Below are 22,351 nucleotides of genomic sequence, written 5' to 3'. Positions count from 1 at the left end.
TGAACAGGTTTTCAGAGCGTCTTGGACATCCGGTTGGTCATCAGCGCCCAGCCGAACAGCACCACGCACAGGATGATCAGCGGCCACGAGCGCCATTGCAGATACGGCGTCAGGTTGTGCATCGGCACCACTTCGCCGTAGAGCACGCCCTGTTCGAACTGCGGAATTCGTTCGGTGATCTGGCCGAACGGATTGATCAACCCGGTCACGCCGTTGTTGGTCGCGCGAATCATCCAGCGTCCGGCTTCAAGCGCACGCATCTGCGCCATTTGCAGATGCTGCAACGGGCCGATGGACGTACCGAACCAGGTGTCATTGCTGATCGTCAGCAGCAGATCACTGCGTGCCGCCAGGCCCGCGGCGAATTCCGGGTAGACCACTTCGTAGCAGATGAACGGCGCGATCTGGTAGCCCTTCGCTTGCAACAGCGCCTGATCCGCAGGGCCGCGGGCGAAGTCGGACATTGGCAGGTCGAAGAACGCGATCAGCCCGCGCAGGATGTCCTGCAACGGTACGTATTCGCCGAACGGCACCAGTTTCTGTTTCAGATAAGTACCGTCGCCTTCGCCGACCACGGTGATGCCGTTGAAGAAGCGTTTTTCGTGACGGACCACTTCGCGGATCGGCACGCCAGTGATCAGCGCTGATTTACGCTCGGCGGCGAAGTTGCCCATCATGGTCAGGTAGCCCTCGGCGGACTCCTTGAGCACCGGCACTGCGGTTTCCGGCCAGATCAACAGGTCGACCGGTTTCGAGCGGAAACTCAGGTCGCGGTACAGCGCCAGCTGCGCATTGAGCTCGGCCGGGTCCCATTTCATGCTTTGTGCGACGTTGCCCTGAATCGCAGCAACGGTCAGCGGCGCGCCGGCCGGGCTGGTCCAGGCATGACCCTTGAGTGCAATGCCCGCTGCCCATGGTCCTATCAGCAATACCAGCCCAGCAGCGATGAACGCTTTGCGGCGGGTTTGCAACAGACGCGGTGCGTTGTAGATCAGTGCAGCGGTCAGCGCCAGGACAAACGACACCAGCCACATGCCACCTACTGGCGCGAGCCCTGCCAGCGGGCCGTCGAGCTGGCTGTAACCGGAATACAGCCACGGAAAACCGGTGAGGAACCAGCCGCGGAAAGCTTCCTGGCCTACCCATAGCGCCGCAAATGCAAGGGCGTCGGCCACCGGCGCTTCGTTACGCCGCAACCAGCGCGCCCACAGCCAGGCGGGAAGGGCGAAGAACCAGGCAATGGCCGCCGTGAAGATCAGCATCAGGAAACCGGCCAGCAGCACCGAAGCGCCGCCGAAGTGGTGGATGCTGTAATAGATCCAGCTGGTGCCGGCGCCAAACAGGCCGAAACCGAAGCACCAGCCACGACCCAGTGCCTGACGCGGGCTCAGCTCGCGCAGGCCCGCGTAGAACAGGCCGACCGCCAGCAACGCCAGCGGCCAGAGATCGAACGGTGCGAGAGCGAAGGTGGTGATTGCACCGGCCGCCACGGCCAGCAGGTTACCGGGCCAGCCGGGGCGGGTTGTCCAGCGCATTTCAGTCCTTAAATTTACCGGGCGATTGGCGTGAGTCGCAGTAAGTGAATCCGACGGCTGTCGGCGTTCAGGATGCGGAAGCGATAGGCGCCGATTTCAGTGATTTCGTTGCGTTTTGGCAAGTGCCCGAACGCGCTCATCACCAGCCCGCCGACGGTGTCGAACTCGTCGTCGGAGAATTCGCTGTCGAAGAACTCGTTGAAGTTTTCGATCGGCGTCAGGGCCTTGATCAGGAAATCACCGCTGGGCAGCGGCTTGATGTAGCTGTCTTCTTCGACGTCGTGCTCGTCTTCGATGTCGCCGACGATTTGCTCGAGCACGTCTTCGATGGTCACCAGACCGGCCACACCGCCGTATTCGTCGATGACGATGGCCATGTGGTTGTGGTTGGCGCGGAATTCACGCAGCAACACGTTCAGACGCTTGGACTCCGGCACGAAGGTGGCCGGGCGCAGCAGGTCCTTGATGTTGAAGCTGTCGCCGTTCTCCTTGAGGATCAGCGGCAGCAGATCCTTGGCCAGCAGCACGCCCATCACGTCGTCATGGCTTTCGCCGATGACCGGGTAGCGCGAGTGGGCCGAGTCGACCACGGCGGGGAGGAATTCGCGGGGTGTCTGGGTCGCCTTGATGCTGATCATCTGCGAGCGCGGCACCATGATGTCGCGAACCTGCAGGTCAGCCACCTGGATGGCGCCTTCGACGATGGCCAGCGCTTCGCTGTCCAGCAGTTTGTTCTGATGTGCATCGCGCAGCAGCTCAAGCAGCTCCTGGCGGTTCTTCGGCTCATGGGCAAAAGCCTGGGTCAGTTTACCCAGCCATGACTTTTGCCCGTTGCTCGATCGATCTTCGCTCATAGCGATTACTCTGAATCCTTTGTCGTAACAGTAGGGGATGTTTCGGTTTCGTCGTCCGCGTACGGATCGGGATAACCCAGTTCGGCAAGCAACTCGCGTTCCAGTGCTTCCATTTCCTCGGCTTCCTCGTCATCTATATGGTCGTAACCCAGCAGATGCAAGCAGCCGTGAATGACCAGATGTGCCCAGTGGGCCTTTAGTTCCTTGCCCTGTTCGGCGGCTTCGCGCTCGACCACGGCCACGCAGATCACCAGATCGCCCAGCAATGGAATGTCGAGAAACTCGTCAGGCACTTCGGCGGGAAAGGACAGGACGTTGGTCGCGTAATCCTTGTGCCGCCAGGTGTGATTCAGTTCGCGACCTTCTTCCTCGTCGACCAGACGAATGGTCATTTCCGAGTCGGCTGTGCGCTGGCGCAGGGCCAGTTCGCACCATTGGCGGAACTCGGCTTCGGTCGGCGCAGACGCTTCGGTCGCGATTTGCAGGTCAAGCTCAAGCATCGTGGCGAGTGTCCTTTGGCGCTTCGTCGGCCAAACGCGTCTCGAAGCGCTCGTAGGCTTCGACGATGCGTTGCACCAACGGGTGGCGCACCACGTCTTTGGGCTGGAAGTGGGTGAAGCTGATACCCGGCACATCCTTCAGGACTTCGATGACGTGATGAAGTCCTGACTTGGTGCCGCGCGGCAGGTCGACCTGGGTGATGTCGCCGGTAATCACGGCCGTAGAGCCGAAACCGATCCGGGTCAGGAACATCTTCATCTGCTCGACGGTGGTGTTCTGGCTCTCGTCGAGAATGATGAAGCTGTTGTTCAGCGTGCGACCGCGCATGTAGGCCAGCGGCGCGACTTCGATCACCTGACGTTCGATCAGCTTGGCCACGTATTCGAAACCGAGCATTTCGTAGAGCGCGTCGTAGAGCGGGCGCAGGTACGGGTCGATTTTTTGCGACAGGTCGCCGGGCAGGAAGCCGAGTTTTTCACCCGCTTCGACCGCCGGACGCACCAGCAGGATGCGCCGGATCTGCTCGCGCTCCAGGGCATCGACGGCGCAGGCCACGGCCAGATAGGTCTTGCCGGTACCGGCCGGGCCGATGCCGAAGTTGATGTCGTTGCCAAGGATTTCTTTCACATAGCGCAGCTGATTCAGGCCGCGTGGGCGAATCATGCCTTTCTTGGTGCGCAGGGCGACGGAGGCTTCGGCGGGGGCGTGGTTGTCCAGTTGCTCGACGGCCGATTCCTGGAGGAACAGGTGCACCGTATCCGGCGACAGCTCTGAACCCTTGGTTTCCCGGTACAGGCGGCGAATCAGGTTTTCCGCGGAAGTGGTGTGCTTGGGTTCGCCGATCAGCTCGAACTGATTGCCGCGGTTGCGGATCTCGATGGCCAGGCGCTGTTCGATCAGCCGCAGGTGCTCGTCGAACTGCCCGCACAGATTGGCGAAGCGGCGAGCCTCAAAGGGCTCGAGGATAAAACGATGTGGTTCGATGGGTGCGTTCAAGGTCGTATTTAGCCGCCCTGGGGCAATTAGGATGAAATCAAGGATAACGCCAGCGGCGTGGGTGCGAAAGCTCTTAAAAAGCCTTGCATCGATTCAGCCGTCTGGCGGGGTCTCCTTGCGGTGTTACTGGATCAGCGAGCCGCGCAGCGAGTGCGGTTGCGCCGCGTCGATGTGGACGTCGGCGAACTGGCCGATCAGGGTCGGATTATCGCAGCGGAAGTTGACGATACGGTTATTCTCGGTGCGCCCTTGCAGCTCGCCCGGGTCTTTCTTCGAATAATCGGTCACCAGAATCCGCTGGATCGAGCCGACCATTTGTCGGCTGATCTCGAACCCTTGCTGGTTCAAGCGATGCTGCAAGGCGTTCAGACGTTCTTTCTTCAGTTCTTCCGGGGTGTCGTCGGCCAGGTCGGCGGCCGGGGTGCCCGGTCGCTGGCTATAGACAAACGAGTAGGAAAAGTCGAAACCCACGTCGGCAATCAGCTTCATGGTCTGTTCGAAATCTTTCTCGGTTTCCCCCGGGAAGCCGACGATGAAGTCCGAACTGATGCAGATGCCCGGTACGGCGGCGCGCAATTTGCGCAGCTTGGATTTGTATTCCAGCGCCGTGTGGTTGCGTTTCATCGCGGCCAGGATCCGGTCCGAACCCGACTGCACCGGCAAGTGCAGGTGCTTGACCAGTTCCGGCACTTCGGCGTGGGCCTGGATCAGGCTGTCGGAGAACTCCAGCGGGTGCGAGGTGGTGTAGCGGATGCGGTCGATGCCGTCGACTGCCGCGACGACGCGGATCAGTTCCGCCAGGTCCGCCAGGCGACCATCGTGGGTCAGGCCGCGATAGCCGTTGACGTTCTGCCCCAGCAGGGTCACTTCACGCACGCCGTGTTCGGCCAGGTGGATGATCTCGGCGATCACGTCGTCGAACGGCCGGCTGACTTCTTCGCCGCGGGTGTAAGGCACCACGCAGAAGGTGCAGTACTTGCTGCAGCCTTCCATCACTGACACATAGGCGCTCGGGCCGTCGATGCGCGGCTCGGGCAGATGGTCGAATTTTTCGATTTCCGGGAACGAGACGTCGACTTGCGGCAGCTTGCTGATGCGCGCGGCGTCGATCATTTCCGGCAGACGGTGCAGGGTCTGCGGGCCGAACACCACGTCGACGTACGGGGCGCGATCACGGATCGCCGCGCCTTCCTGGCTGGCCACGCAACCGCCGACGGCGATCACCATGTCCGGGTTGGCCAGTTTCAGCTCGCGCCAGCGGCCGAGCTGGGAATACACCCGGTCCTGGGCGCGTTCGCGGATCGAGCAGGTGTTGAGCAGAATCACGTCGGCATCTTCGGCGCGCGCCGTGACTTCCAGGGCCTGGTGTTCGCCCAGCAGATCGACCATGCGCGAGCTGTCGTACTCGTTCATCTGGCAACCGTGGGTTTCGATGTAAAGCTTCTTGGCCATGGAATAGGGTCGTCACGTGGTTCAAAGAACCGCGCATTATAGGGAACATGTCCCCAGGTTCCTACCGCTGTGCGTCCGGTGGCTATGCTATAGTTCGCGCCCTCATTTTTACCCCGATGCTGTCTGCCCGCCATGACCAAACGCGAAGCTCCAATCTACAAGGTGATTTTCCTCAACCAGGGCCAGGTGTTCGAAATGTACGCCAAGCAGATCTATCAAAGTGATCTGTGGGGCTTTCTGGAAGTGGAAGAGTTCGTCTTTGGCGAGCGCACGCAAGTGGTCGTCGACCCGAGCGAAGAAAAGCTCAAGGCGCAGTTCGAAGGCGTGGTGCGCAGCTTTGTGCCGATGCACTCGATCGTGCGCATCGATGAAGTCGAGCGACTGGGGACGCCGAAGATCAGCGAAGCCCGTGGCGGCGTTGGCAACGTGATGCCGTTTCCGATGCCGATGCCCGAGAAGTAAAACCGGACTTTATGGAAGTGATCGTTCCCATGCTCTGCGTGGGAATGCCGCCTTCGACGCTCCGCGTCGGTTACGCAAAGCGCGAGAACTATCGTTAGTCAGGGCAGGGGCGAAAACGGCGTACGCCCGTCGGCGCTCTGCAGTTCCATCAGGTATTTACGGAAAATTTGCCCGAGCACCTGGGTCGCGGTTTCGAGATCTTCGCGGGGCATTTTTTCGGCCACTTCGTCAGCCGTGTCCAATGCCTCTTCAGCACCGTTGACCGCCGCCATCTTCAGCACGATGTAGGCCTGAATGTTGTTGGCCTGCACGCCTTCACCGTGGAAGAACATGGTGCCGAGCTTGAATTGCGCCTGGGCGTGGCCTTGCAGCGAGGCCTTTTCGAAATAGCTCAGGGCTTGATTGAGGTCGCGCGGCGCATTCTTGCCGTCGTAGTAGAACTCACCCAACTCGTATTGCGCTTGCGCATCCCCCTCGTCCGCCGCTTTCTGGCAGGCGGCCAGTGCCTGCGTGACGTCTTGCGGCTGAGTATTGAGGGTGCAGCGACCCATCGCCGGGATCAACAACGAGTTGCCGCCTGCTTGTGCATGTGCGAGCAGCGGCTGAAGGAGCAACAGGCAGCCCAAGGCAAGGGTGCGGCCGGTGCGGTTCATGGGAATCGACTTACCTCTGAAGGGCGCGCGGACCCGTCGAGGGATCCAATAAGCGCGCATTATGAAATAAGCAGGGCCATCCTTACAAAGTCTTTACTCGATTTTCTGCTGCGCGGGAAATATATCGCCCACTTTATGAGAGATTTTTGGCAGGCGTGTCGGAAAAGGCGTGCGGGTGTAGGAGAACGCTGACGCTGGCAATGGCCAACGTCAGCGGCGGGGCGTTTTACTTCAACCTGGCGAAGGCGCGTTCGGCGGCGTCGAGGGTCAGTTTCAGCTCGGCTTCGCCATGGGCGATCGAGGTGAAACCGGCTTCGAAGGCGCTCGGTGCCAGGTACACGCCACCTTCCAGCATCAGGTGGAAGAAGCGGCCGAACAGCGCTGCATCGCTGGCCATCACGTCTTCAAACGTAACAATGTCGTCGGCACCGCTGAAGTACAGACCGAACATGCCACCCGCCTGGGTGGTCACGAACGGAATGCCGGCGGCATCGGCGCGCTGTTGCAGGCCGTCGAGCAGGCGCGTGGTGTAGTCGGTCAGCTCGGCGTGGAAACCCGGACGGCTGATCAGGCGCAGGGTGGTCAGGCCGGCGGCCATTGCCAACGGGTTACCCGACAGGGTGCCTGCCTGATAGACCGGGCCCAGCGGCGCGATGCGCTCCATGATCGAGCGTTTGCCGCCGAAGCAGCCGACCGGCATGCCGCCGCCGATGATCTTGCCGAAGGTGGTCAGGTCCGGGGTTACGCCGTAGTAAGCCTGGGCACCGCCGAGGGCGACGCGGAAACCGGTCATCACTTCGTCGAAAATCAGCACCACGCCGTGCTTGTCGCACAGGCTGCGCAGGCCTTCGAGGAAACCCGGCGCCGGCGGTACGCAATTCATGTTGCCGGCCACTGGCTCGACGATGATGCAGGCGACGTCCTGTCCGACTTCGGCGAGCATTTTTTCAACCGCGTCGATGTCGTTGAACGGCAGGGTCAGGGTGTGTTTGGCGAATGCCGCCGGTACGCCGGCCGAGCTTGGTACGCCCTGGGTCAGTGCGCCGGAACCGGCCTTGACCAGCAGACTGTCGGAGTGGCCGTGGTAGCAGCCTTCGAACTTGATGATGCTGTCACGGCCGGTGAAACCACGGGCCAGACGGATCGCACTCATGGTCGCTTCGGTGCCGGAGCTGACCATGCGCACCATCTCCATCGATGGCACCAGCGAGCAGACCAGATCGGCCATCTCGGTTTCCATCGCGGTCGGCGCGCCGTAGGACAGGCCGTGCTGCAACTGGTTGCGCACCGCATCCAGCACGTCCGGGTGGCTGTGGCCGAGGATCATCGGACCCCAGGAGCCGACGTAATCCACATAACGCTTGTCGTCTTCGTCAGTGACGTAGGCGCCTTCGGCGTGCTTGAAGAACAGCGGCGTGCCGCCAACGCTCTTGAACGCGCGAACCGGCGAGTTCACGCCACCGGGAATGTGTTTCTGGGCGTTGGCAAACAGGGTTTCGGAACGAGACATGATCGGGCTCTCAGACTTTTAGTAATTCATTGAAGGCGCGGGCGCGGCGGGTCACTTCGGCGCTGCTGTCGGCGCCGAACAGGCCATGGACCACGGCCAGCAGATCGACACCGTGGGCCACCAGTGGCGCAGCGTTGTCGAGGGTGATGCCGCCGATCGCGCAGATCGGCAGGTGCAGGGTGCGTTTGGCCTCGTCGAGCAGATCGAGGCTGCAACTCGGTGCACCGGGTTTGGTACTGGAATTGAAGAAGCGACCGAAGGCGACGTAACTCGCGCCCTCTTTGGCGGCCTGTTCGGCCAGTTCCAACTGCGCGTGGCAGGTCGAACCGATGATCGCCTTGGAACCGAGCAGGGCGCGGGTCGGCGACAGCGGGCCGTCGGTCTGGCCCAGGTGCACGCCGACGTTCAGGCGCGCGGCCAGTTCGGCATCATCGTTGATGATCAGTTGCGTCTTGTAGCGCTCGCACAGATCGCGCAGGGCTTCGGCCTCACGCAGACGGCGGGCCTCATCGCTGCTCTTGTCGCGGTATTGCAGCAGGGTGACGCCGCCTTCCAGCGCCGCCTCCACGTAGGACAGAAACTTGCCGGCCAGCAACTGGCTGTCGGTGATGGCATACAGGCCACGTAGTTTCATCGCGCAGACCTCAGGCTCGAAACATCAGGAACAGAAATCCAGCGGCAGACGACGCGGCACGAACTGGCCTTTGCCCAGTTGTTCGGCATCGCGCAGGGTGCGCCAGGTGTAATCCAGCGCGGTACGCACGGCGCTGGCAAGGTTTTCGCCCAGTGCCAGGCGGCCGGCGAGGGTGCTGGCCAGAGTGCAGCCGGAACCGTGATAGCTGCCCGGCAGGCGCTGGCACTTGAAGGTTTCGCGCAGGCCGTCGCGGCTGTACAGGCGATTGTGGATTTCGGTTTCGTCGCCGTGACCGCCGGTGATCAGCAGGTTCTTGATGAACGGCAGGAGTTTTTCAGCGCACTCGTCCGCGGTGCCTTCCGGCAGTTCGGCAAGGATCCGGGCTTCGGGAAGGTTGGGGGTGGCGATGATCGACAGCGGCAGCAGGCGTTCGCGCATGGCGTAGCCGACTTCGTCCTTGCCCAGGCGTCCGCCGCCGCCGGCACGCAGCACCGGGTCGCAGACCACTGGCAAGTGCGGATGCGCCTGGAGCAGTTCGACGACGGTGTCGACCATTTCCAGGGAACCGAGCATGCCCAGTTTCACCGCCGCGACTTCGGAGTCGTTGAGCACGGCATTGGCCTGGGCCAGTACCCACTCACGGTCGAGGACGCGAAAGTCAGTGACGTTGACCGTGTCTTGCACGGTCAGGGCGGTGACGGCCGGAGCCGCATGGCAACCCTGAGCGAGCAGGGCTTCGATATCTGCCTGCAGGCCGGCGCCACCACTGGGGTCGTGGCCGGAGAGACAGAGGACAACGGGGCGTGAGCTGTAGATATTCATGGTGCGCGAGCTTACCACCAAACCTGTTTTCCGGGTGTTGTGGCGCAGTGCGCGGCCGATAACACGGGTAGCGAGATCCACAGCGCTTGTCACAATCTGACCGAGCCAACAGCTCTAGTCCGGTGTTTTGCTCTGGAACGCCCGTTCTAGAGCCTTTGTAGGAAAAATTTCCATGGTGCTCAATGGCCATCAACGGCTATGCTAGAGTGGATCCAAACCAATAACAGGTAATACCGGTTTTACGTCATCTCAAAGGGAATGGGGGGCTTCCTGACACAACCGGCCAAGCCACGCTGGGGCTTCAATGCGCTATTTGTTGATGATGTTGTTCTGTTTGCCCCTCCTGGCAAACGCCGTCGAATTCGACGAGTTCACCCAGAGCCTCCCGCTGGGTCGATCCCTGCAAGTGTTCGAAGACCCGAGCGGTCAGGCGAGCATTGCCGACGTCCGCGCGCAAGCCGCCGCCGGAAACTTCAAACCCCATGACAAAGCCACGCTCAATGCCGGTTATTCGCGCTCGGCGTTCTGGCTGAAGATCGACCTGCATTACCGCCCGACCAACCCGTCGGCGCAACGCAGCTGGCTGCTGGAACTGGCGTATCCGCCGCTCGATCATCTCGATCTGTATCTGCCCGATGCGGCCGGTGACTACCGTCTGGTGCGGCAGACCGGGGACGCCTTGCCGTTCGCCAGTCGCGAGATCCGTCAGAACAATTACCTGTTCGACCTGGCGTTCAAACCGGATCAGCAACGAACCGTTTATCTGCGGTTGTCCAGCGAAGGTTCGATCCAGGCGCCGGTGACGTTGTGGTCGAGCACCGCGTACCTTGAAGACCAGCCGGTGCGCCTGTACGTGCTGGGGATCATTTATGGCGTGCTGCTGGGGATGCTGGTTTACAACCTGTTCATCTACCTCAGCGTGCGCGACACCAGTTACCTCTATTACATCTTCTATATCGCCTCGTTCGGCCTCTATCAGCTGTCGGTCAACGGCGCGGCGGTCGAGTATTTCTGGCCGGACAATCCATGGTGGGCCAACGCCGCCACGCCGTTCTTCATCGGATGTGCGGGGTTGTTCGGCAGCCAGTTCGCCCGCAGTTTCCTGCAGACGAAGAACCACAGCCGTTGGCTCGATCGTCTGTTGATCGCCCTGATTGTTTTTGGCGCCGTGGTGATCGGTCTGTCGTTGATGACCAGTTATGGCCTGGCCCTGCGTCTGGCGACGACCCTGGCCCTGACCTTCACCGTGGTGATCTTCGCCGCCGGGATCCTGGCCTGGTGGCGTGGCCTGCGGGTGGCGCGTTATTTCATCATTGCCTGGTCGGCATTCCTGATCGGCGGCATCGTCAACACCATGATGGTGCTGGGCCTGCTGCCAAATGTGTTCCTGACCATGTACGCCAGCCAGATCGGTTCAGCCATCGAAGTGGCGCTGCTGTCGCTGGCGCTGGCCGACCGCATCAACGCCATGCGCGAACAACAGGCGCAGACCCTGTTCGACGCCGGCCAGAAACTTGAAGTGCTGAACCAGCAACTGGCCCACAGCAACAAGCTCAAGGATGAATTCCTCGCGACTCTGACCCACGAACTGCGCACGCCGATGAACGGGGTGATCGGTTCGCTGGAGCTGATGCAGACCGTCGAACTCGATCCGGAACTGGAGCAATACCAGCAGACCGCCGCCGGTTCGGCGCGGGACATGATGCGCATGGTCAACGGCATCCTGACCCTGACCGAATTGCAGGCCGGCAAGCTCAAGGCCACGCCTGGCAGTTTCAGCCTGCGCGGGGTGGTCGAGGCGTTGCGGATGCAGTTCGATAGCAACGCTTCGAGCAAGTCGCTGGACTTCAAGGTCGACGTGCTGCCGACCCTGCCGGATCGCCTGCATGGCGACAGCGCCAAACTCGCGCAATGCCTGGAGTGCCTGCTGGATAACGCGATCAAATTCACCCGGGTCGGCGGTCTGGCCTTGCGGGTCACCGGCAAACCGTCGACGGACAATCGCCTGGCGCTGTCCTTCGCGGTGATCGACACCGGCATCGGTTTTACCGATCTGGGCGAGGCCACGCTGTATCAGCGGTTCTTCCAGCTCGACGGTTCGATGACCCGCGAATACGGCGGGCTGGGCGTCGGTCTGGCGATCTGCCGTCAATTGGTGGAATTGCTCGGTGGCAAGCTTACACACCGCTCCGAGCCGGGGAGCGGCAGCCGCTTTCAACTGGATGTCGAGTTTGAGTTGCCGGAAGTGGAAGCCGTGCCCGCGTTCAGCCGTGACACCGTGCGCGCGCCGCAGGATTGCACCGTGCTGCTGGTGGACGACAACAGCGTCAACCAACTGGTGATGCGCGGCATGTTGCTCAAGCTCGGATTTCGGGTGCGCACTGCCGACCACGGCGCCGCGGCGCTCGACTGTTTGCAGCGCGAGCGCTTCGATGCCGTGCTGATCGATTGCCAGTTGCCGCCGCTCGACGGGGCATCTTTGTGTTGCCAGATTCGTGATTTGCCGGGATGCGCTCATCTGCCGGTGTTCATGATCGCGCTGGGGGCGGATCGCGAGCATTGTGCCTCCGGTGGCTCGATCGATTATCTGAGCAAACCGGTGAAATTCGAGGATCTGCAGGTGGCGATGCAGCGGCGGGTGTTGAGCTGCTGACAGGGTGAAAGCGCCGGTATTTAGGCCGATATGACACTTTGATCGGTTCCGGGGCGGTGCTTAACTGAAGCTCTGGCCGATCAAGGAGCCCCGTCATGAACCTGCATCAGTTCGCCGAAACCCACGAAGTCACCAACCAGCCACCGTCGCTGGACGGCACCAACCTGTACCGCATCGACCTGCCGTTGCAGGAGTGGTCGCGGCGGTTCGGCGCCGGCTGGGCCGAGTCGCGGATCGACGCTTACGGCGCCTTGGCCGGCGGCCCGTTGATGGAGGCCGGGTTCCTCGCCAATCAAAACAAACCGGTGTTCGCCAGCCATGACCGCTACGGTCATCGCATCGACCTGGTGGAGTTTCATCCGGCGTATCACGAGCTGATGCGCACGGCCATCGAACATGGCTTGACGTCGTTGCCCTGGGCTCATCCACAGGACGGCGCCCATGTTGCCCGCGCCTCCATGACCTATTTGCACAGCCAGGCCGAGGCCGGCAGCGGTTGCCCGCTGACCATGACCTTCGCCAGTGTGCCGGCGATGCGTTTGCAGCCGAATCTGGCTGAGCAATGGCTGCCGAAAATCCTCGCCACCGAATACGACCCGCGCAATGTGGGCATGGCCCACAAGGCTGGCGTGACCATCGGCATGGCGATGACCGAGAAACAGGGCGGCACCGACGTGCGCGCCAACACCACCAAGGCTTATCCGGTCGGCGCCAGTGGCCCGGGCCAGGCTTATGAACTGGTGGGGCACAAGTGGTTCTGTTCGGCGCCGATGTGTGATGCGTTTCTGACGCTGGCGCAGACCGACAAGGGTCTGAGCTGTTTCCTGCTGCCGCGCCATCGCCCGGACGACACGCGCAATCAGTTCTATATCCAGCGTCTGAAGAACAAGCTCGGCAACCAGTCCAACGCCTCCAGCGAAGTTGAGTTCCGTGGTGCGCTGGCGTGGATGGTCGGCGAGGAAGGACGCGGGGTGCCGACCATCATCGAGATGGTGGCCATGACCCGTTTCGACTGCATGGTCGGCTCCAGTTCGCTGATGCGTCAGGCGCTGACCCAGGCCAGCCATCACTGCGCCCATCGCAAGGTCGGCGGCAAACTGCTCAGCGAACAACCGCTGATGCAGAACGTGCTGGCGGATCTGGCGCTGGAAAGCGAAGCCGCGCTGGCTCTGAGCCTGCGCATGGGCAAGGCGCTGGATCATCTGGACGACCGCCATGAAGCGCAGTTCGCCCGATTGGTGACGGCGGTGGGTAAATACTGGATCTGCAAACGCGCGCCGGGAATGATCAACGAAGCCGCCGAGTGCATGGGCGGCGCTGGTTATGTCGAAGACAGCATCCTGCCGCGTCTGTACCGCGAAGCACCGGTGAACTCGACGTGGGAAGGCTCTGGCAACGTGCAATGCCTCGATGTGTTGCGCGCCTTGTCGAAAGAGCCGGGTGTGCTTGACGTGTTGTTCAGCGAGTTGGGCGACGGCCATGGCGACAAGCGACTGGCCACGCACATCCAGCAATTGCAGGCGCAGTTCAAGGACACAAGCGACATTCAGTACCGCGCTCGGCAATTGACCGAAGACATCGCTTTGGGACTGCAAGCCAAGCTGCTGCTGGAGGCCGGGAATGCGGCGGTCAGCGATGCTTTTATCGCCAGTCGCCTGAGCGGTGGCGGTCGGGCCTACGGCGCGTTACCGCGTGGGCTGGATGTCGAGGCAATCGTCGCTCGCTCGACACCGCAAGGTTTCTGAAGGGGGATCGCGACAAAGCCACAACGCCACTGTTTCCGTGACGCCACGATGCAGGCAAGATGAAGCTCTGCAAGTCAGAACACAGGAAGCTGATCGTGACCGAAGCGTTTATTGTCGTTCAAACCGCCGAACAGGCCGTGGATCGTCTGGCCGAGCTGCATGAGCGGGCCACCACGGCGCTGAACTCGGCGCTCAAGCGTTATCTCAAGGATCGCGTCGAGCCCGACGCCGAGCAACGTGCCCTGTTCCGTTATCCCGAACTGCGTCTGACCTACCACTGCCAGGGTGAAGTCCCGCAGACCACCCGCGCCTACGCCAAGGTGCAGTTGCCGGGCACCTACAGCGTGACCGTTACCCATCCGAAGGCGTTTCGCAAATACCTGCTCGAGCAGCTCACGCCGCTGATGCACGACTTCACCGTGACTGTCGAAGTCGGAGTCAGCGGGCAGAACATTCCGTACCCGTACGTGGTCGAGCAGGGCGATGAACTGGCCGGCTCCGGCGTCACTGCCGCCGTGCTGGCGCGAGTGTTCCCGAGTACTGACCTGTCCGCCGCCACCGATGGCATCGCCGACGGCCTCTACGACTGGGAAAACACCGATCCACTGCCATTGGCGCTGTTCGATGCGGCCCGCGTCGACTTCTCGCTGCGTCGTCTGGTGCATTACACCGGCAGCGACTGGCGCCATGTGCAGCCGTGGATTCTGCTGACCAACTACCACCGTTATGTCGACCAGTTCATCGTCCATGGTCTGGAGCAACTGCGCCGCGACCCGCGCTTCGTACGCATGGTCTTGCCGGGCAACGTGATCATCGAAAAAGGCATGGATCACGGCGAAGCCTCGGCGATTGCCGCCGGCGTGGTCTGGCACCGCTACCAGATGCCGGCCTATCACCTGATCGCCAGCGATGGCCACGGCGTGACCCTGGTGAACATCGGCGTCGGCCCGTCCAACGCCAAGAACATCACTGACCACCTGGCCGTGTTGCGTCCGCATTGCTGGCTGATGATCGGTCACTGCGGCGGCCTGCGTCAGTCGCAGACCATCGGCGACTACGTGCTGGCTCACGCTTATATGCGTCGCGACGGGATTCTCGACCGGGTGGTGCCACCGAATATTCCGATTCCGGCGCTGGCCGAAGTGCAACTGGCGCTGCAACAAGCGGCAGCCAATATCACCGGCGAGAAGGGCGAAGAGCTGAAGAAGCGCCTGCGCACCGGCACCGTGCTGACCTACGACGACCGTAACTGGGAACTGCGTTGGGCCCAGGAGCGACCGCTGATCAACCTGTCCCGCGCCGTGGCGGTGGACATGGAAAGCGGCACCATCGCCGCCCAGGGTTATCGCCTGCGAGTGCCGTACGGCACGTTGCTGTGCGTTTCGGACAAACCGCTGCACAGTGAAATCAAGCTGCCGGGTTCGGCCAACGCGTTTTACGAACGTGCGGTCAGTCAGCACTTGAAGATCGGCATCGAAGCGGTGGATCTGCTGCGCACCGAACTCAATTCGCTGCACTCGCGCAAACTGCGCAGCTTCGACGAGCCGCCGTTCCGCTAAAGGTTTGTCGTGGTCATTTGGCGGTCGGGGCACTAGCATTGTCAGCCCAGATCGCCAGATGTTGTTTTGCCCATGTCCCGTCCCCAACGTCCACCTTCTCGCCGCCCCGGCGTGAAGCCATCCTCTTCAGCCCCGCGCCGTGTCGCCAAGGCACCACCGGCCGAGCCGAAGCTGATCCTGTTCAACAAACCGTTCGATGTGCTGACGCAATTCAGCGACGGTGAAGGGCGGGCGACGCTCAAGGATTACATCGACATTCCGGGCATCTATCCGGCCGGGCGGCTGGATCGTGACAGCGAAGGTTTGCTGCTGCTGACCAACGATGGCCAGTTGCAGGCGCGGATCGCCGACCCCAAGCACAAGCTGGCGAAAACCTATTGGGTGCAGGTCGAAGGCGTGCCGACAGCCGAGCAGTTGCAGCGTCTGCGTGACGGCGTCGAGCTGAATGACGGCATGACCTTGCCCGCGCAAGCGCGGCAACTGGATGAGCCCGAGCTGTGGCCGCGCAATCCGCCGGTACGCTTTCGCGCAACGATTCCGACAACCTGGCTGGAGCTGGTGATTCGCGAAGGGCGCAACCGCCAGGTGCGGCGGATGACAGCGGCGGTGGGGCTGCCGACGTTGCGGCTGGTGCGGGTCAGGATTGGTGACTGGACGATCGAAGGGCTCGATCAGGGCCAGTGGAAAGAAGTGCCGGCGCGTTTATAAGGCGCCGGATTCGATCAGGCCGATCACCACGCTCTTGATGATGAACGCGGCCACGCCCAGGCCCAGCACGAAGAACAGAATGAACGAGCCGAAGCGCCCGGCCTTGGACTTCTTCGCCAGATCCCAGACGATGAAACCCATGAAAATGATCAGGATGCTGACAAGGCCAGTCATCATCCACTCTTCAAATACTGCTGGATCCATCGGGCATCTCCGGCGCTGCGCGGCTGAAAGGGCGGCCGGGAGTATACGCCAGCGGTGAACGACGCAGCATTGACCTGCGTCGGTGTGCCGCAGTCATTCGTCGATTTCAGCTGCGCAGATGAGTCAGCGGCAGTTCGGTGCTGTTGAGTACCTGATTCAGCACAAAACTCGAGCGCACGCTGGTTACGCCTTCGATCCGGGTCAGATGCCCCAGCAGCAGCTTCTGATAGTGATCCATGTCCGGCACTACCACTTTCAGCTGATAGTCGGCATCCACCCCGGTCACCAGGCTGCATTCCAGCACTTGCGGCAAAGTGCGGATTGCGGCTTCAAAGTTCTCGAAACGCTCCGGCGTGTGGCGGTCCATGCCGATCAGCACGTAGGCGGTCAGGCTCAGGCCGAGCATCTTGCGATCGAGCAGGGCGACTTGACGGGAGATGTAGCCGTCATCCTCCAGTTGCTTGACCCGGCGCGAGCACGGGGAGGGCGACAGACCGATGCGCTCGGCCAGTTCCTGGTTGGAGATGCGGGCGTCGCGCTGCAATTCCGCCAAAATACTCAGGTCGTAACGGTCGAGTTTGCTCATCAAACGGTCCTTTGTCTTAACTATTGCGGCGGATTATCTATCCAGGGTTAAAAATTGCGCAAGTGATGTTTATTTGAGCAATCTTCGCAATCATCTGTCGCGGCTCCGGGCCTATTCTTATCACCAGAATCACTGCTCGGTAACACAGTCCACTGCGGCCCGCCCAATCCGGCCCGCCGCGGCCGCCACCCCCACCGGGGTTGTGCCGGCCCCCGAGCTGCACACTGTCCAGAAGACGGCGTGAGGTGAGCCGACGTCAAAAGCGTCGAGCCAGGACGAAGTTCTCTAGAAGGGAGGCCGACGGGTCTCCCTTTTTTCTTGCCCGCGATTTGGCCCATCTCGCTCAATAAATAAATGACGTGACTGATAACCTGTAGCAGAACCCGGTGTGTCCATCTCCGGTCTTAGCTACACGCCCTCTTAATTTCAGGCTCAAGTCCGCAGTGAGGAATTCCATGAAGTCGCGCATCTGGCGTCTGGCCAGTGTTGGTTTGCTGTGTGTGAGTGTCGGTGCGCAAGCGCTGGCGGATGAGCCGCAGAATCGCGGCCCCGACGGCGGCGGACGCGGGCCGGAGCATCAGGGCAACAATCAGGGGCATGGCGGCGGTGATCAGCAGCGCGGCCAGAACAGTCCGCAGCGGCAGAACAACGACATCATTCGTGGCGACAATAGCCGCCAGTTCGAGCACAACGGTCAGCAGAACCACGGTCAGTGGCAGAACCAGAACCAGCCACGTCCGGCCTATAACCCCAATCCGGTGCGCCAGCCGCCACCGCCGCCGCAATTGCCGGCCAACGATCTGCCGATCCAGCCGCGCCCCGACACCGTGCGCCAGACCCAGGAACCGCGTCAGGGTTACTACCGCGACGAGCGCCCGCAGAACGGTTATCACCAGAACTGGCAGACCGGCAACCGCCCCAACGACAACCGCTGGCCGGGTCGACCCGATGGGCATGGCAACGGCTGGGGCCCCGGTCCGCAATACCGGCCGGGTCATGTGATCGACCGTTTCCCGGATCGGGATTACCGCGTGCCGTATCGCGGCCAGGACTATTTCTACTCCGGCGGTTACTGGTATCGCCCGCAAGGCCCGCGCTACATCGTGGTTCAGCCGCCGCGCGGGATTCGCATCCAGTACCTGCCGGATTACGCTCGGGAAGTGTGGATCGGCGGCTCGCTGCTGTTCCTTGCCGCCGGCTCGTACTACGCCTATCAGGAAGCGACGCAGGATTACGTGGTGGTCGAACCGCCGGCGCAGCAGCCACCGCAGCCGACCGGCAATGGTTATGACGTGGAGGCGTATCCGGCCAACGGCCAGTCACCGGAGCAGGTTCAGCGCGACGGCTATGAGTGCTATCAGTACGCGGTGCAGCAGAGCGGCTTCAATCCGCGCACCGCGACTTACCAACCGGCACCCGAAGTGGTGCAGGCCTACCGCCAGGCCCAGGGCAATTGCCTGAGCAGTCGCGGTTATCAGGTCAACTACTGAGCCCGAGCGGCTTTGACCACTTCCTGCGGGTCGGCGTGCACCAGCACTTCGGCCCGTGGGTAAGCTTTGTGAATGGCATCCGCCGCCTGATCGCTGATGCCGTGGGCGACTGACAGCGTCAATTCCCCCGGCAATTCCAGGTGCAACTGCACGAACCAGTGATTGCCGGAAATCCGTGTGCGCAAATCATGCGCGCCCAACACGCCCGGTACGCTGCAGGCCAGTTCGAGCATGTGCTGACTGACATCCGCCGGCAGCTCTTCATCCATCAGCACCGAAAAACTTTCCCGGGCGATCTGGATTGCGCTCCACAAAATGTACCCGGCAATCCCCAGACCGAACCACGCATCCAGTTGTTCGAAACCCAGCCCGGCCAGCACCAGCGCAATCAGAATGCTGCCGTTGAGCAACAGGTCCGAACGGTAATGCAGCGAGTCCGCCCGCACGGCGTTGGAGCCGGTCTGCTTGATGACCCGATGCTGCAGCATCAACAGTGCGACAGTCAGCAGCAGGGAAAATACGATCACACCAATGCTCAGCCACGGCGCGCCGAGTGGCTCGGGATGTTTCAGGCGCTCATAAGCCTGAAACGCGATCAGCACCGCACTGCCGCCAATGAACAGCGCCTGCGCCATGCCCGCCAGCGACTCGGCCTTGCCGTGGCCATAACGGTGATCGTCGTCCGCCGGACGCAGCGCGTAATGCACCGCCAGCAGATTGAGCAACGAAGTGACGCCATCGAGGGCCGAGTCGGTGAGGCCGGCGAGCATGCTCACCGAACCGCTCAGCCACCAGGCGATGGCTTTGGCGATAATCAGCGTACAGGCCACCGCCACCGAGGCGCGGGTCGCCAGCCGCAGCAGGCGGGCGTGTTCGGTGCTTGTGGTCATGGGGGCGTCAATTCCTTATGCGGCAGGTTGCAGGCCGAACATCGCCAGTTGCTGGGTGCTGCCCTTGTGCTGGATCAGGCGCGGGTCGTCCAGCGGCAGATTGCGGCCCAGCTCCGTTTCGAGAATAGCCTGCAACTTCAAGTTATCGACCTGACCGTCCGGGCCGATGGCTTGCTTGAGCTTGGCCGGATCGACCTGCGCCGTGTGGCCCGGTTCGAAGTAGATCGCGCCGGTGGCGAAGTCCACGGCAAACGCGATCACGCCGGGAAGGATATAGAACAGCAGGCCCACGGCATCGAGCACGGCAATCGCCGGGTCGATCTTGCCGTCGATCTGGCCGCGCCGGTCTGGGTAGAAAATCGAACCGCACGCGGTGATCTGAGTGAGCAGGGTGGCAACCAGTACACCGCCGATCAGGCGAAAAGGTAAGCGCATGGGAATCTCCTGAGTCATCTGTTAACGAAACGTCATCGTGTGAAGTTAAGACCCTGACGAACGCCTGGCAGTTCGCCGTTATACTCGCCGCTCTGTTTTGGAGCCAGTATGAATTCGTTGCCGATCGATGACGTTTTACCCGCCCTGCGTGAAGCCCTCGCGACACGTCACGAAGCCGTGCTCGAAGCGCCGCCCGGCGCCGGTAAAACCACCCGCGTGCCCTTGGCCCTGCTCAATGAAGCGTGGCTGAACGGGCAGACCATTCTCATGCTCGAACCGCGTCGGCTGGCCGCCCGCGCAGCCGCAGAACGGTTGGCCAGCGAGCTGGGCGAGAAGGTTGGTGAAACCGTCGGTTATCGCATCCGCCTCGACAGCAAAGTCGGCCCCAACACCCGCATCGAGGTGGTCACCGAAGGCATCCTCACCCGGCGCTTGCAGGACGACCCGGCGCTGGAAGGCGTGGGTCTGCTGATCTTCGACGAATTTCACGAACGCAGTCTCGACGCCGATCTGGCGCTGGCCCTCAGTCTGAACGGTCGCGAGCTGTTTCGAGCTGAACAACCGCTGAAGATTCTGCTGATGTCCGCCACCCTTGAAGGCGAACGTCTGGCCGGCTTGCTCGACGACGCACCGATCCTGCGCAGCGAGGGCCGGATGTTCCCGGTGACGATGCGCTGGGGCCGGCCGTTCCAGCCCGGCGAGTACATTGATCAACGCGTCACGCAAACGGTGCTCGAAGCGCTGCACGATGAAACCGGCAGCCTGTTGGTGTTTCTGCCGGGGCAGGCGGAAATCCGGCGGGTTCATCAGCAACTGGCGGACGCCATCGGTGAGCGCAGCGACGTCTTGCTCTGCCCGTTGCACGGCGAACTCGACCTGAATGCACAACGCGCCGCCATCGACCCGGCCCCGGCGGGCCAGCGCAAAGTGGTGCTGGCCACCAACATCGCCGAGACCAGCCTGACCATCAACGGCGTGCGCGTGGTGATCGACGCCGGGCTGGCGCGGGTGCCGCGTTTCGATCCGGGCAGCGGCATGACTCGCCTCGACACACAGCGCATCTCCAAAGCCAGCGCCACTCAGCGCGCGGGCCGGGCCGGGCGTCTGGAGCCGGGCGTGTGTTATCGCCTGTGGTCGCAGGACCAGCATGAGCAACTGGCGGCTTATGGCAGCGCGGAAATCCTCTCGGCGGATCTCGCCGGGCTGGCCTTGCAACTCGGTCGCTGGGGCGTGGCGCCGAGTGATCTGATCTGGCTGGACGTGCCGCCGGCCGCCGCTTATGCACAGGCTCAAGACCTGTTGCAGCGCCTCGGTGCACTGGACGGTGAAAGCCTCAACCGCCACGGTCAGGCCATGGCCGAATTGCCGGCCCATCCGCGCATCGCTCATTTGCTTTTGCGCGGTCAGGCACTGGGTCTGGCGAACATGGCATGCGACGTCGCCGCGTTGCTCGGCGAGCGGGACATTTTGCGCGGCGCCGGGGCGGATCTGCACAGTCGTCTGGTGCTGTTGTCCGGCGAAGAACGCGCGGCGCGCGGTGCCCAGGGCGGCGTGCAGCGTGCCCGGCAACTGGCGCGGCAATATCGCGGCTACCTGCGTGGGCAACCGAGCGAGCCGGTCGCCGATCCGGATCACCCACGCTGGCTCGGCGCCTTGCTGGCGCTGGCCTACCCGGATCGCGTCGCCCAGCAGCGACGTGCCGGTGGCGCCGAATATCGTCTGGCCAACGGCCGCGCGGCGCTGTTCGCCGAAGCCGACAGCCTGATGAAGGAACCGTGGATCGTGATCGCCGACCTCGGCAGCCGCCAAGGCCAGCGTGAAGAGCGGATTTATCTGGCGGCAGATTTCGATCCGGCGCTGTTCGATTCGGTGCTCGCCGAACAGGTGCACAACGTCGATCAACTGGACTGGGACGAGCGCGAAGGTGTGCTGCGCGCCGAGCGCCAACGCAAGGTCGGCGAACTGATCCTCAGCCGCGAGCCGCTGACCGGTCTCGACGAAAACGCCCGCAGTCAGGCGCTGGTCAATCTGGTGCGGCGCAAGGGTCTGGAACTGCTGCCGTGGACCCCGGAACTGCGCCAGTGGCAGGCGCGAGTCGCGTTGCTGCGCCAACTCGATCTTGACGCCAAGGGCGACAGCCAATGGCCGGATGTCAGCGACGCCACACTGCTGAAAACCCTCGAAGACTGGCTGATGCCCTACCTGAGCAAGGTCTCGCGCCTCAGCCACTTCGCCAACCTCGACCTGTCGAGCATCGTCCGAAATCTGTTGCCTTGGCCACTGCCGCAACAGCTCGACGAACAGGCGCCGCATCACCTGAGCGTGCCGTCGGGCTCGTCGATTCGACTCGACTACAGCGAGCAACCGCCGATTCTCGCGGTGCGCTTGCAGGAGCTGTTCGGCCTCGCCGACACACCGCGCATCGCCGGCGGCCGGCAAGTGGTCAAACTGCACCTGCTGTCGCCCGCACGGCGCCCGGTGCAGGTGACGCAGGATCTGGCCAACTTCTGGCGCAGCACCTATGCCGAAGTGAAGAAGGATCTGAAGGGGCGGTATCCGAAGCACTATTGGCCGGATGATCCATTGGTGGCTGAAGCCACTGCTCGGGCAAAACCACGGGGTACGTAACAGACGGCATTCAGGTAGGCCTTCCATCTTCCTC

20 protein-coding genes are annotated in these 22,351 nt (G+C 62.3%); 7 read left to right on the top strand and 13 right to left on the bottom strand.

The genetic code is table 11. The annotated features are described in order from the left end of the window. Nucleotides 1-11: 11 nt before the first annotated feature. The 5 genes from lnt to miaB all read right to left on the bottom strand — a co-directional run bounded on the left by lnt (nucleotide 12) and on the right by miaB (nucleotide 5,338). Nucleotides 12-1,535: an apolipoprotein N-acyltransferase gene (gene lnt / locus ACEN93_RS13020; RefSeq protein WP_414882761.1), complete on the bottom strand. Its 1,524-nt coding sequence runs from the start codon at nucleotides 1,533-1,535 to the stop codon at nucleotides 12-14. A gap of 14 nt (nucleotides 1,536-1,549) precedes the next feature. Continuing rightward, nucleotides 1,550-2,389 carry a CorC family transporter gene (locus ACEN93_RS13015; RefSeq protein ID WP_007909641.1) on the bottom strand — a complete coding sequence of 280 codons (840 nt, stop codon included), beginning with the start codon at nucleotides 2,387-2,389 and terminating at the stop codon, nucleotides 1,550-1,552. A 5-nt stretch (nucleotides 2,390-2,394) separates the two neighbouring features. After that, nucleotides 2,395-2,889: an rRNA maturation RNase YbeY gene (gene ybeY / locus ACEN93_RS13010; RefSeq protein ID WP_007958682.1), complete on the bottom strand. Its 495-nt coding sequence runs from the start codon at nucleotides 2,887-2,889 to the stop codon at nucleotides 2,395-2,397. Next, the gene (locus tag ACEN93_RS13005) at nucleotides 2,882-3,886 is read right to left on the bottom strand and encodes a PhoH family protein (protein WP_011336084.1); all 1,005 of its coding nucleotides are present in this window, start codon (nucleotides 3,884-3,886) and stop codon (nucleotides 2,882-2,884) included. Before ACEN93_RS13005 ends, ybeY begins: the two co-directional genes overlap by 8 nt. 123 nt (nucleotides 3,887-4,009) lie before the next feature. Further along, on the bottom strand, nucleotides 4,010-5,338 hold the full coding sequence (gene miaB / locus ACEN93_RS13000) for a tRNA (N6-isopentenyl adenosine(37)-C2)-methylthiotransferase MiaB (RefSeq protein WP_103385487.1): 1,329 nt from the start codon (nucleotides 5,336-5,338) through the stop codon (nucleotides 4,010-4,012). 132 nt (nucleotides 5,339-5,470) lie between these two features. Here miaB and ACEN93_RS12995 point away from each other — a divergent pair, with 132 nt between their 5' ends. Then, a complete protein-coding gene (locus tag ACEN93_RS12995) occupies nucleotides 5,471-5,800 on the top strand; it encodes a DUF1820 family protein (RefSeq protein WP_027617776.1) in 330 nt (109 codons plus the stop codon). 98 nt (nucleotides 5,801-5,898) lie between these two features. Here ACEN93_RS12995 and ACEN93_RS12990 read toward each other — a convergent pair whose 3' ends face one another. The 4 genes from ACEN93_RS12990 to ACEN93_RS12975 form a co-directional block, all read right to left on the bottom strand. Beyond that, entirely contained in the window at nucleotides 5,899-6,453 is a 555-nt protein-coding gene (locus ACEN93_RS12990; RefSeq protein ID WP_039771834.1) for a tetratricopeptide repeat protein, read from the bottom strand. Nucleotides 6,454-6,679: 226 nt separating this feature from the next. Next, nucleotides 6,680-7,963, bottom strand: a complete 1,284-nt coding sequence (gene hemL, locus ACEN93_RS12985) for a glutamate-1-semialdehyde 2,1-aminomutase (protein WP_007958695.1) — start codon at nucleotides 7,961-7,963, stop codon at nucleotides 6,680-6,682. Nucleotides 7,964-7,973: 10 nt separating this feature from the next. Further along, nucleotides 7,974-8,597, bottom strand: a complete 624-nt coding sequence (thiE, locus tag ACEN93_RS12980) for a thiamine phosphate synthase (RefSeq protein ID WP_103385486.1) — start codon at nucleotides 8,595-8,597, stop codon at nucleotides 7,974-7,976. A gap of 24 nt (nucleotides 8,598-8,621) precedes the next feature. After that, nucleotides 8,622-9,419: a hydroxymethylpyrimidine/phosphomethylpyrimidine kinase gene (locus ACEN93_RS12975; RefSeq protein WP_039771996.1), complete on the bottom strand. Its 798-nt coding sequence runs from the start codon at nucleotides 9,417-9,419 to the stop codon at nucleotides 8,622-8,624. Nucleotides 9,420-9,723: 304 nt separating this feature from the next. Between ACEN93_RS12975 and ACEN93_RS12970 the strand changes: the two genes are divergently transcribed. The 4 genes from ACEN93_RS12970 (at nucleotide 9,724) to ACEN93_RS12955 (ending at nucleotide 16,084) form a co-directional block, all read left to right on the top strand. Continuing rightward, on the top strand, nucleotides 9,724-12,072 hold the full coding sequence (locus ACEN93_RS12970) for a 7TM diverse intracellular signaling domain-containing protein (protein WP_495611489.1): 2,349 nt from the start codon (nucleotides 9,724-9,726) through the stop codon (nucleotides 12,070-12,072). A 95-nt stretch (nucleotides 12,073-12,167) separates the two neighbouring features. Next, nucleotides 12,168-13,817: an acyl-CoA dehydrogenase family protein gene (locus ACEN93_RS12965; RefSeq protein WP_495611488.1), complete on the top strand. Its 1,650-nt coding sequence runs from the start codon at nucleotides 12,168-12,170 to the stop codon at nucleotides 13,815-13,817. A 59-nt stretch (nucleotides 13,818-13,876) separates the two neighbouring features. Next, on the top strand, nucleotides 13,877-15,376 hold the full coding sequence (gene amn / locus ACEN93_RS12960; RefSeq protein WP_011336076.1) for an AMP nucleosidase: 1,500 nt from the start codon (nucleotides 13,877-13,879) through the stop codon (nucleotides 15,374-15,376). Between the two features lie 72 nt (nucleotides 15,377-15,448). Next, a complete protein-coding gene (locus tag ACEN93_RS12955) occupies nucleotides 15,449-16,084 on the top strand; it encodes a pseudouridine synthase (RefSeq protein ID WP_039771829.1) in 636 nt (211 codons plus the stop codon). Here ACEN93_RS12955 and ACEN93_RS12950 read toward each other — a convergent pair. Both ACEN93_RS12950 and ACEN93_RS12945 read right to left on the bottom strand, forming a co-directional pair. Continuing rightward, nucleotides 16,079-16,288: a DUF2788 domain-containing protein gene (locus ACEN93_RS12950; protein WP_003228500.1), complete on the bottom strand. Its 210-nt coding sequence runs from the start codon at nucleotides 16,286-16,288 to the stop codon at nucleotides 16,079-16,081. The two genes, ACEN93_RS12955 and ACEN93_RS12950, sit on opposite strands and share 6 nt — an antisense overlap. Before the next feature lie 106 nt (nucleotides 16,289-16,394). Continuing rightward, nucleotides 16,395-16,874 carry an Lrp/AsnC family transcriptional regulator gene (locus ACEN93_RS12945; protein ID WP_007909658.1) on the bottom strand — a complete coding sequence of 160 codons (480 nt, stop codon included), beginning with the start codon at nucleotides 16,872-16,874 and terminating at the stop codon, nucleotides 16,395-16,397. A gap of 455 nt (nucleotides 16,875-17,329) precedes the next feature. Between ACEN93_RS12945 and ACEN93_RS12940 the strand changes: the two genes are divergently transcribed. After that, nucleotides 17,330-18,364, top strand: coding sequence for a DUF6515 family protein (locus tag ACEN93_RS12940; protein ID WP_103385483.1), 1,035 nt, complete (start codon nucleotides 17,330-17,332; stop codon nucleotides 18,362-18,364). Here ACEN93_RS12940 and ACEN93_RS12935 read toward each other — a convergent pair. Continuing rightward, nucleotides 18,358-19,254 (bottom strand): cation diffusion facilitator family transporter, encoded by an 897-nt coding sequence (locus tag ACEN93_RS12935; protein WP_495611487.1) that lies wholly within the window; start codon nucleotides 19,252-19,254, stop codon nucleotides 18,358-18,360. The two genes, ACEN93_RS12940 and ACEN93_RS12935, sit on opposite strands and share 7 nt — an antisense overlap. Before the next feature lie 15 nt (nucleotides 19,255-19,269). Further along, complete coding sequence (gene pmcY, locus ACEN93_RS12930) at nucleotides 19,270-19,689, bottom strand: periplasmic Zn2+ metallochaperone PmcY (protein ID WP_039771823.1); 420 nt, start codon at nucleotides 19,687-19,689, stop codon at nucleotides 19,270-19,272. 108 nt (nucleotides 19,690-19,797) lie between these two features. Here pmcY and hrpB point away from each other — a divergent pair, with 108 nt between their 5' ends. After that, on the top strand, nucleotides 19,798-22,317 hold the full coding sequence (gene hrpB, locus ACEN93_RS12925) for an ATP-dependent helicase HrpB (RefSeq protein ID WP_495611486.1): 2,520 nt from the start codon (nucleotides 19,798-19,800) through the stop codon (nucleotides 22,315-22,317). Nucleotides 22,318-22,351: the final 34 nt, after the last annotated feature.

This window comes from Pseudomonas sp. Pseusp21, from assembly GCF_059492145.1.
Note: the sequence above shows the minus strand (reverse complement) of the source record. Positions and strands in the feature narration are given on the sequence as shown.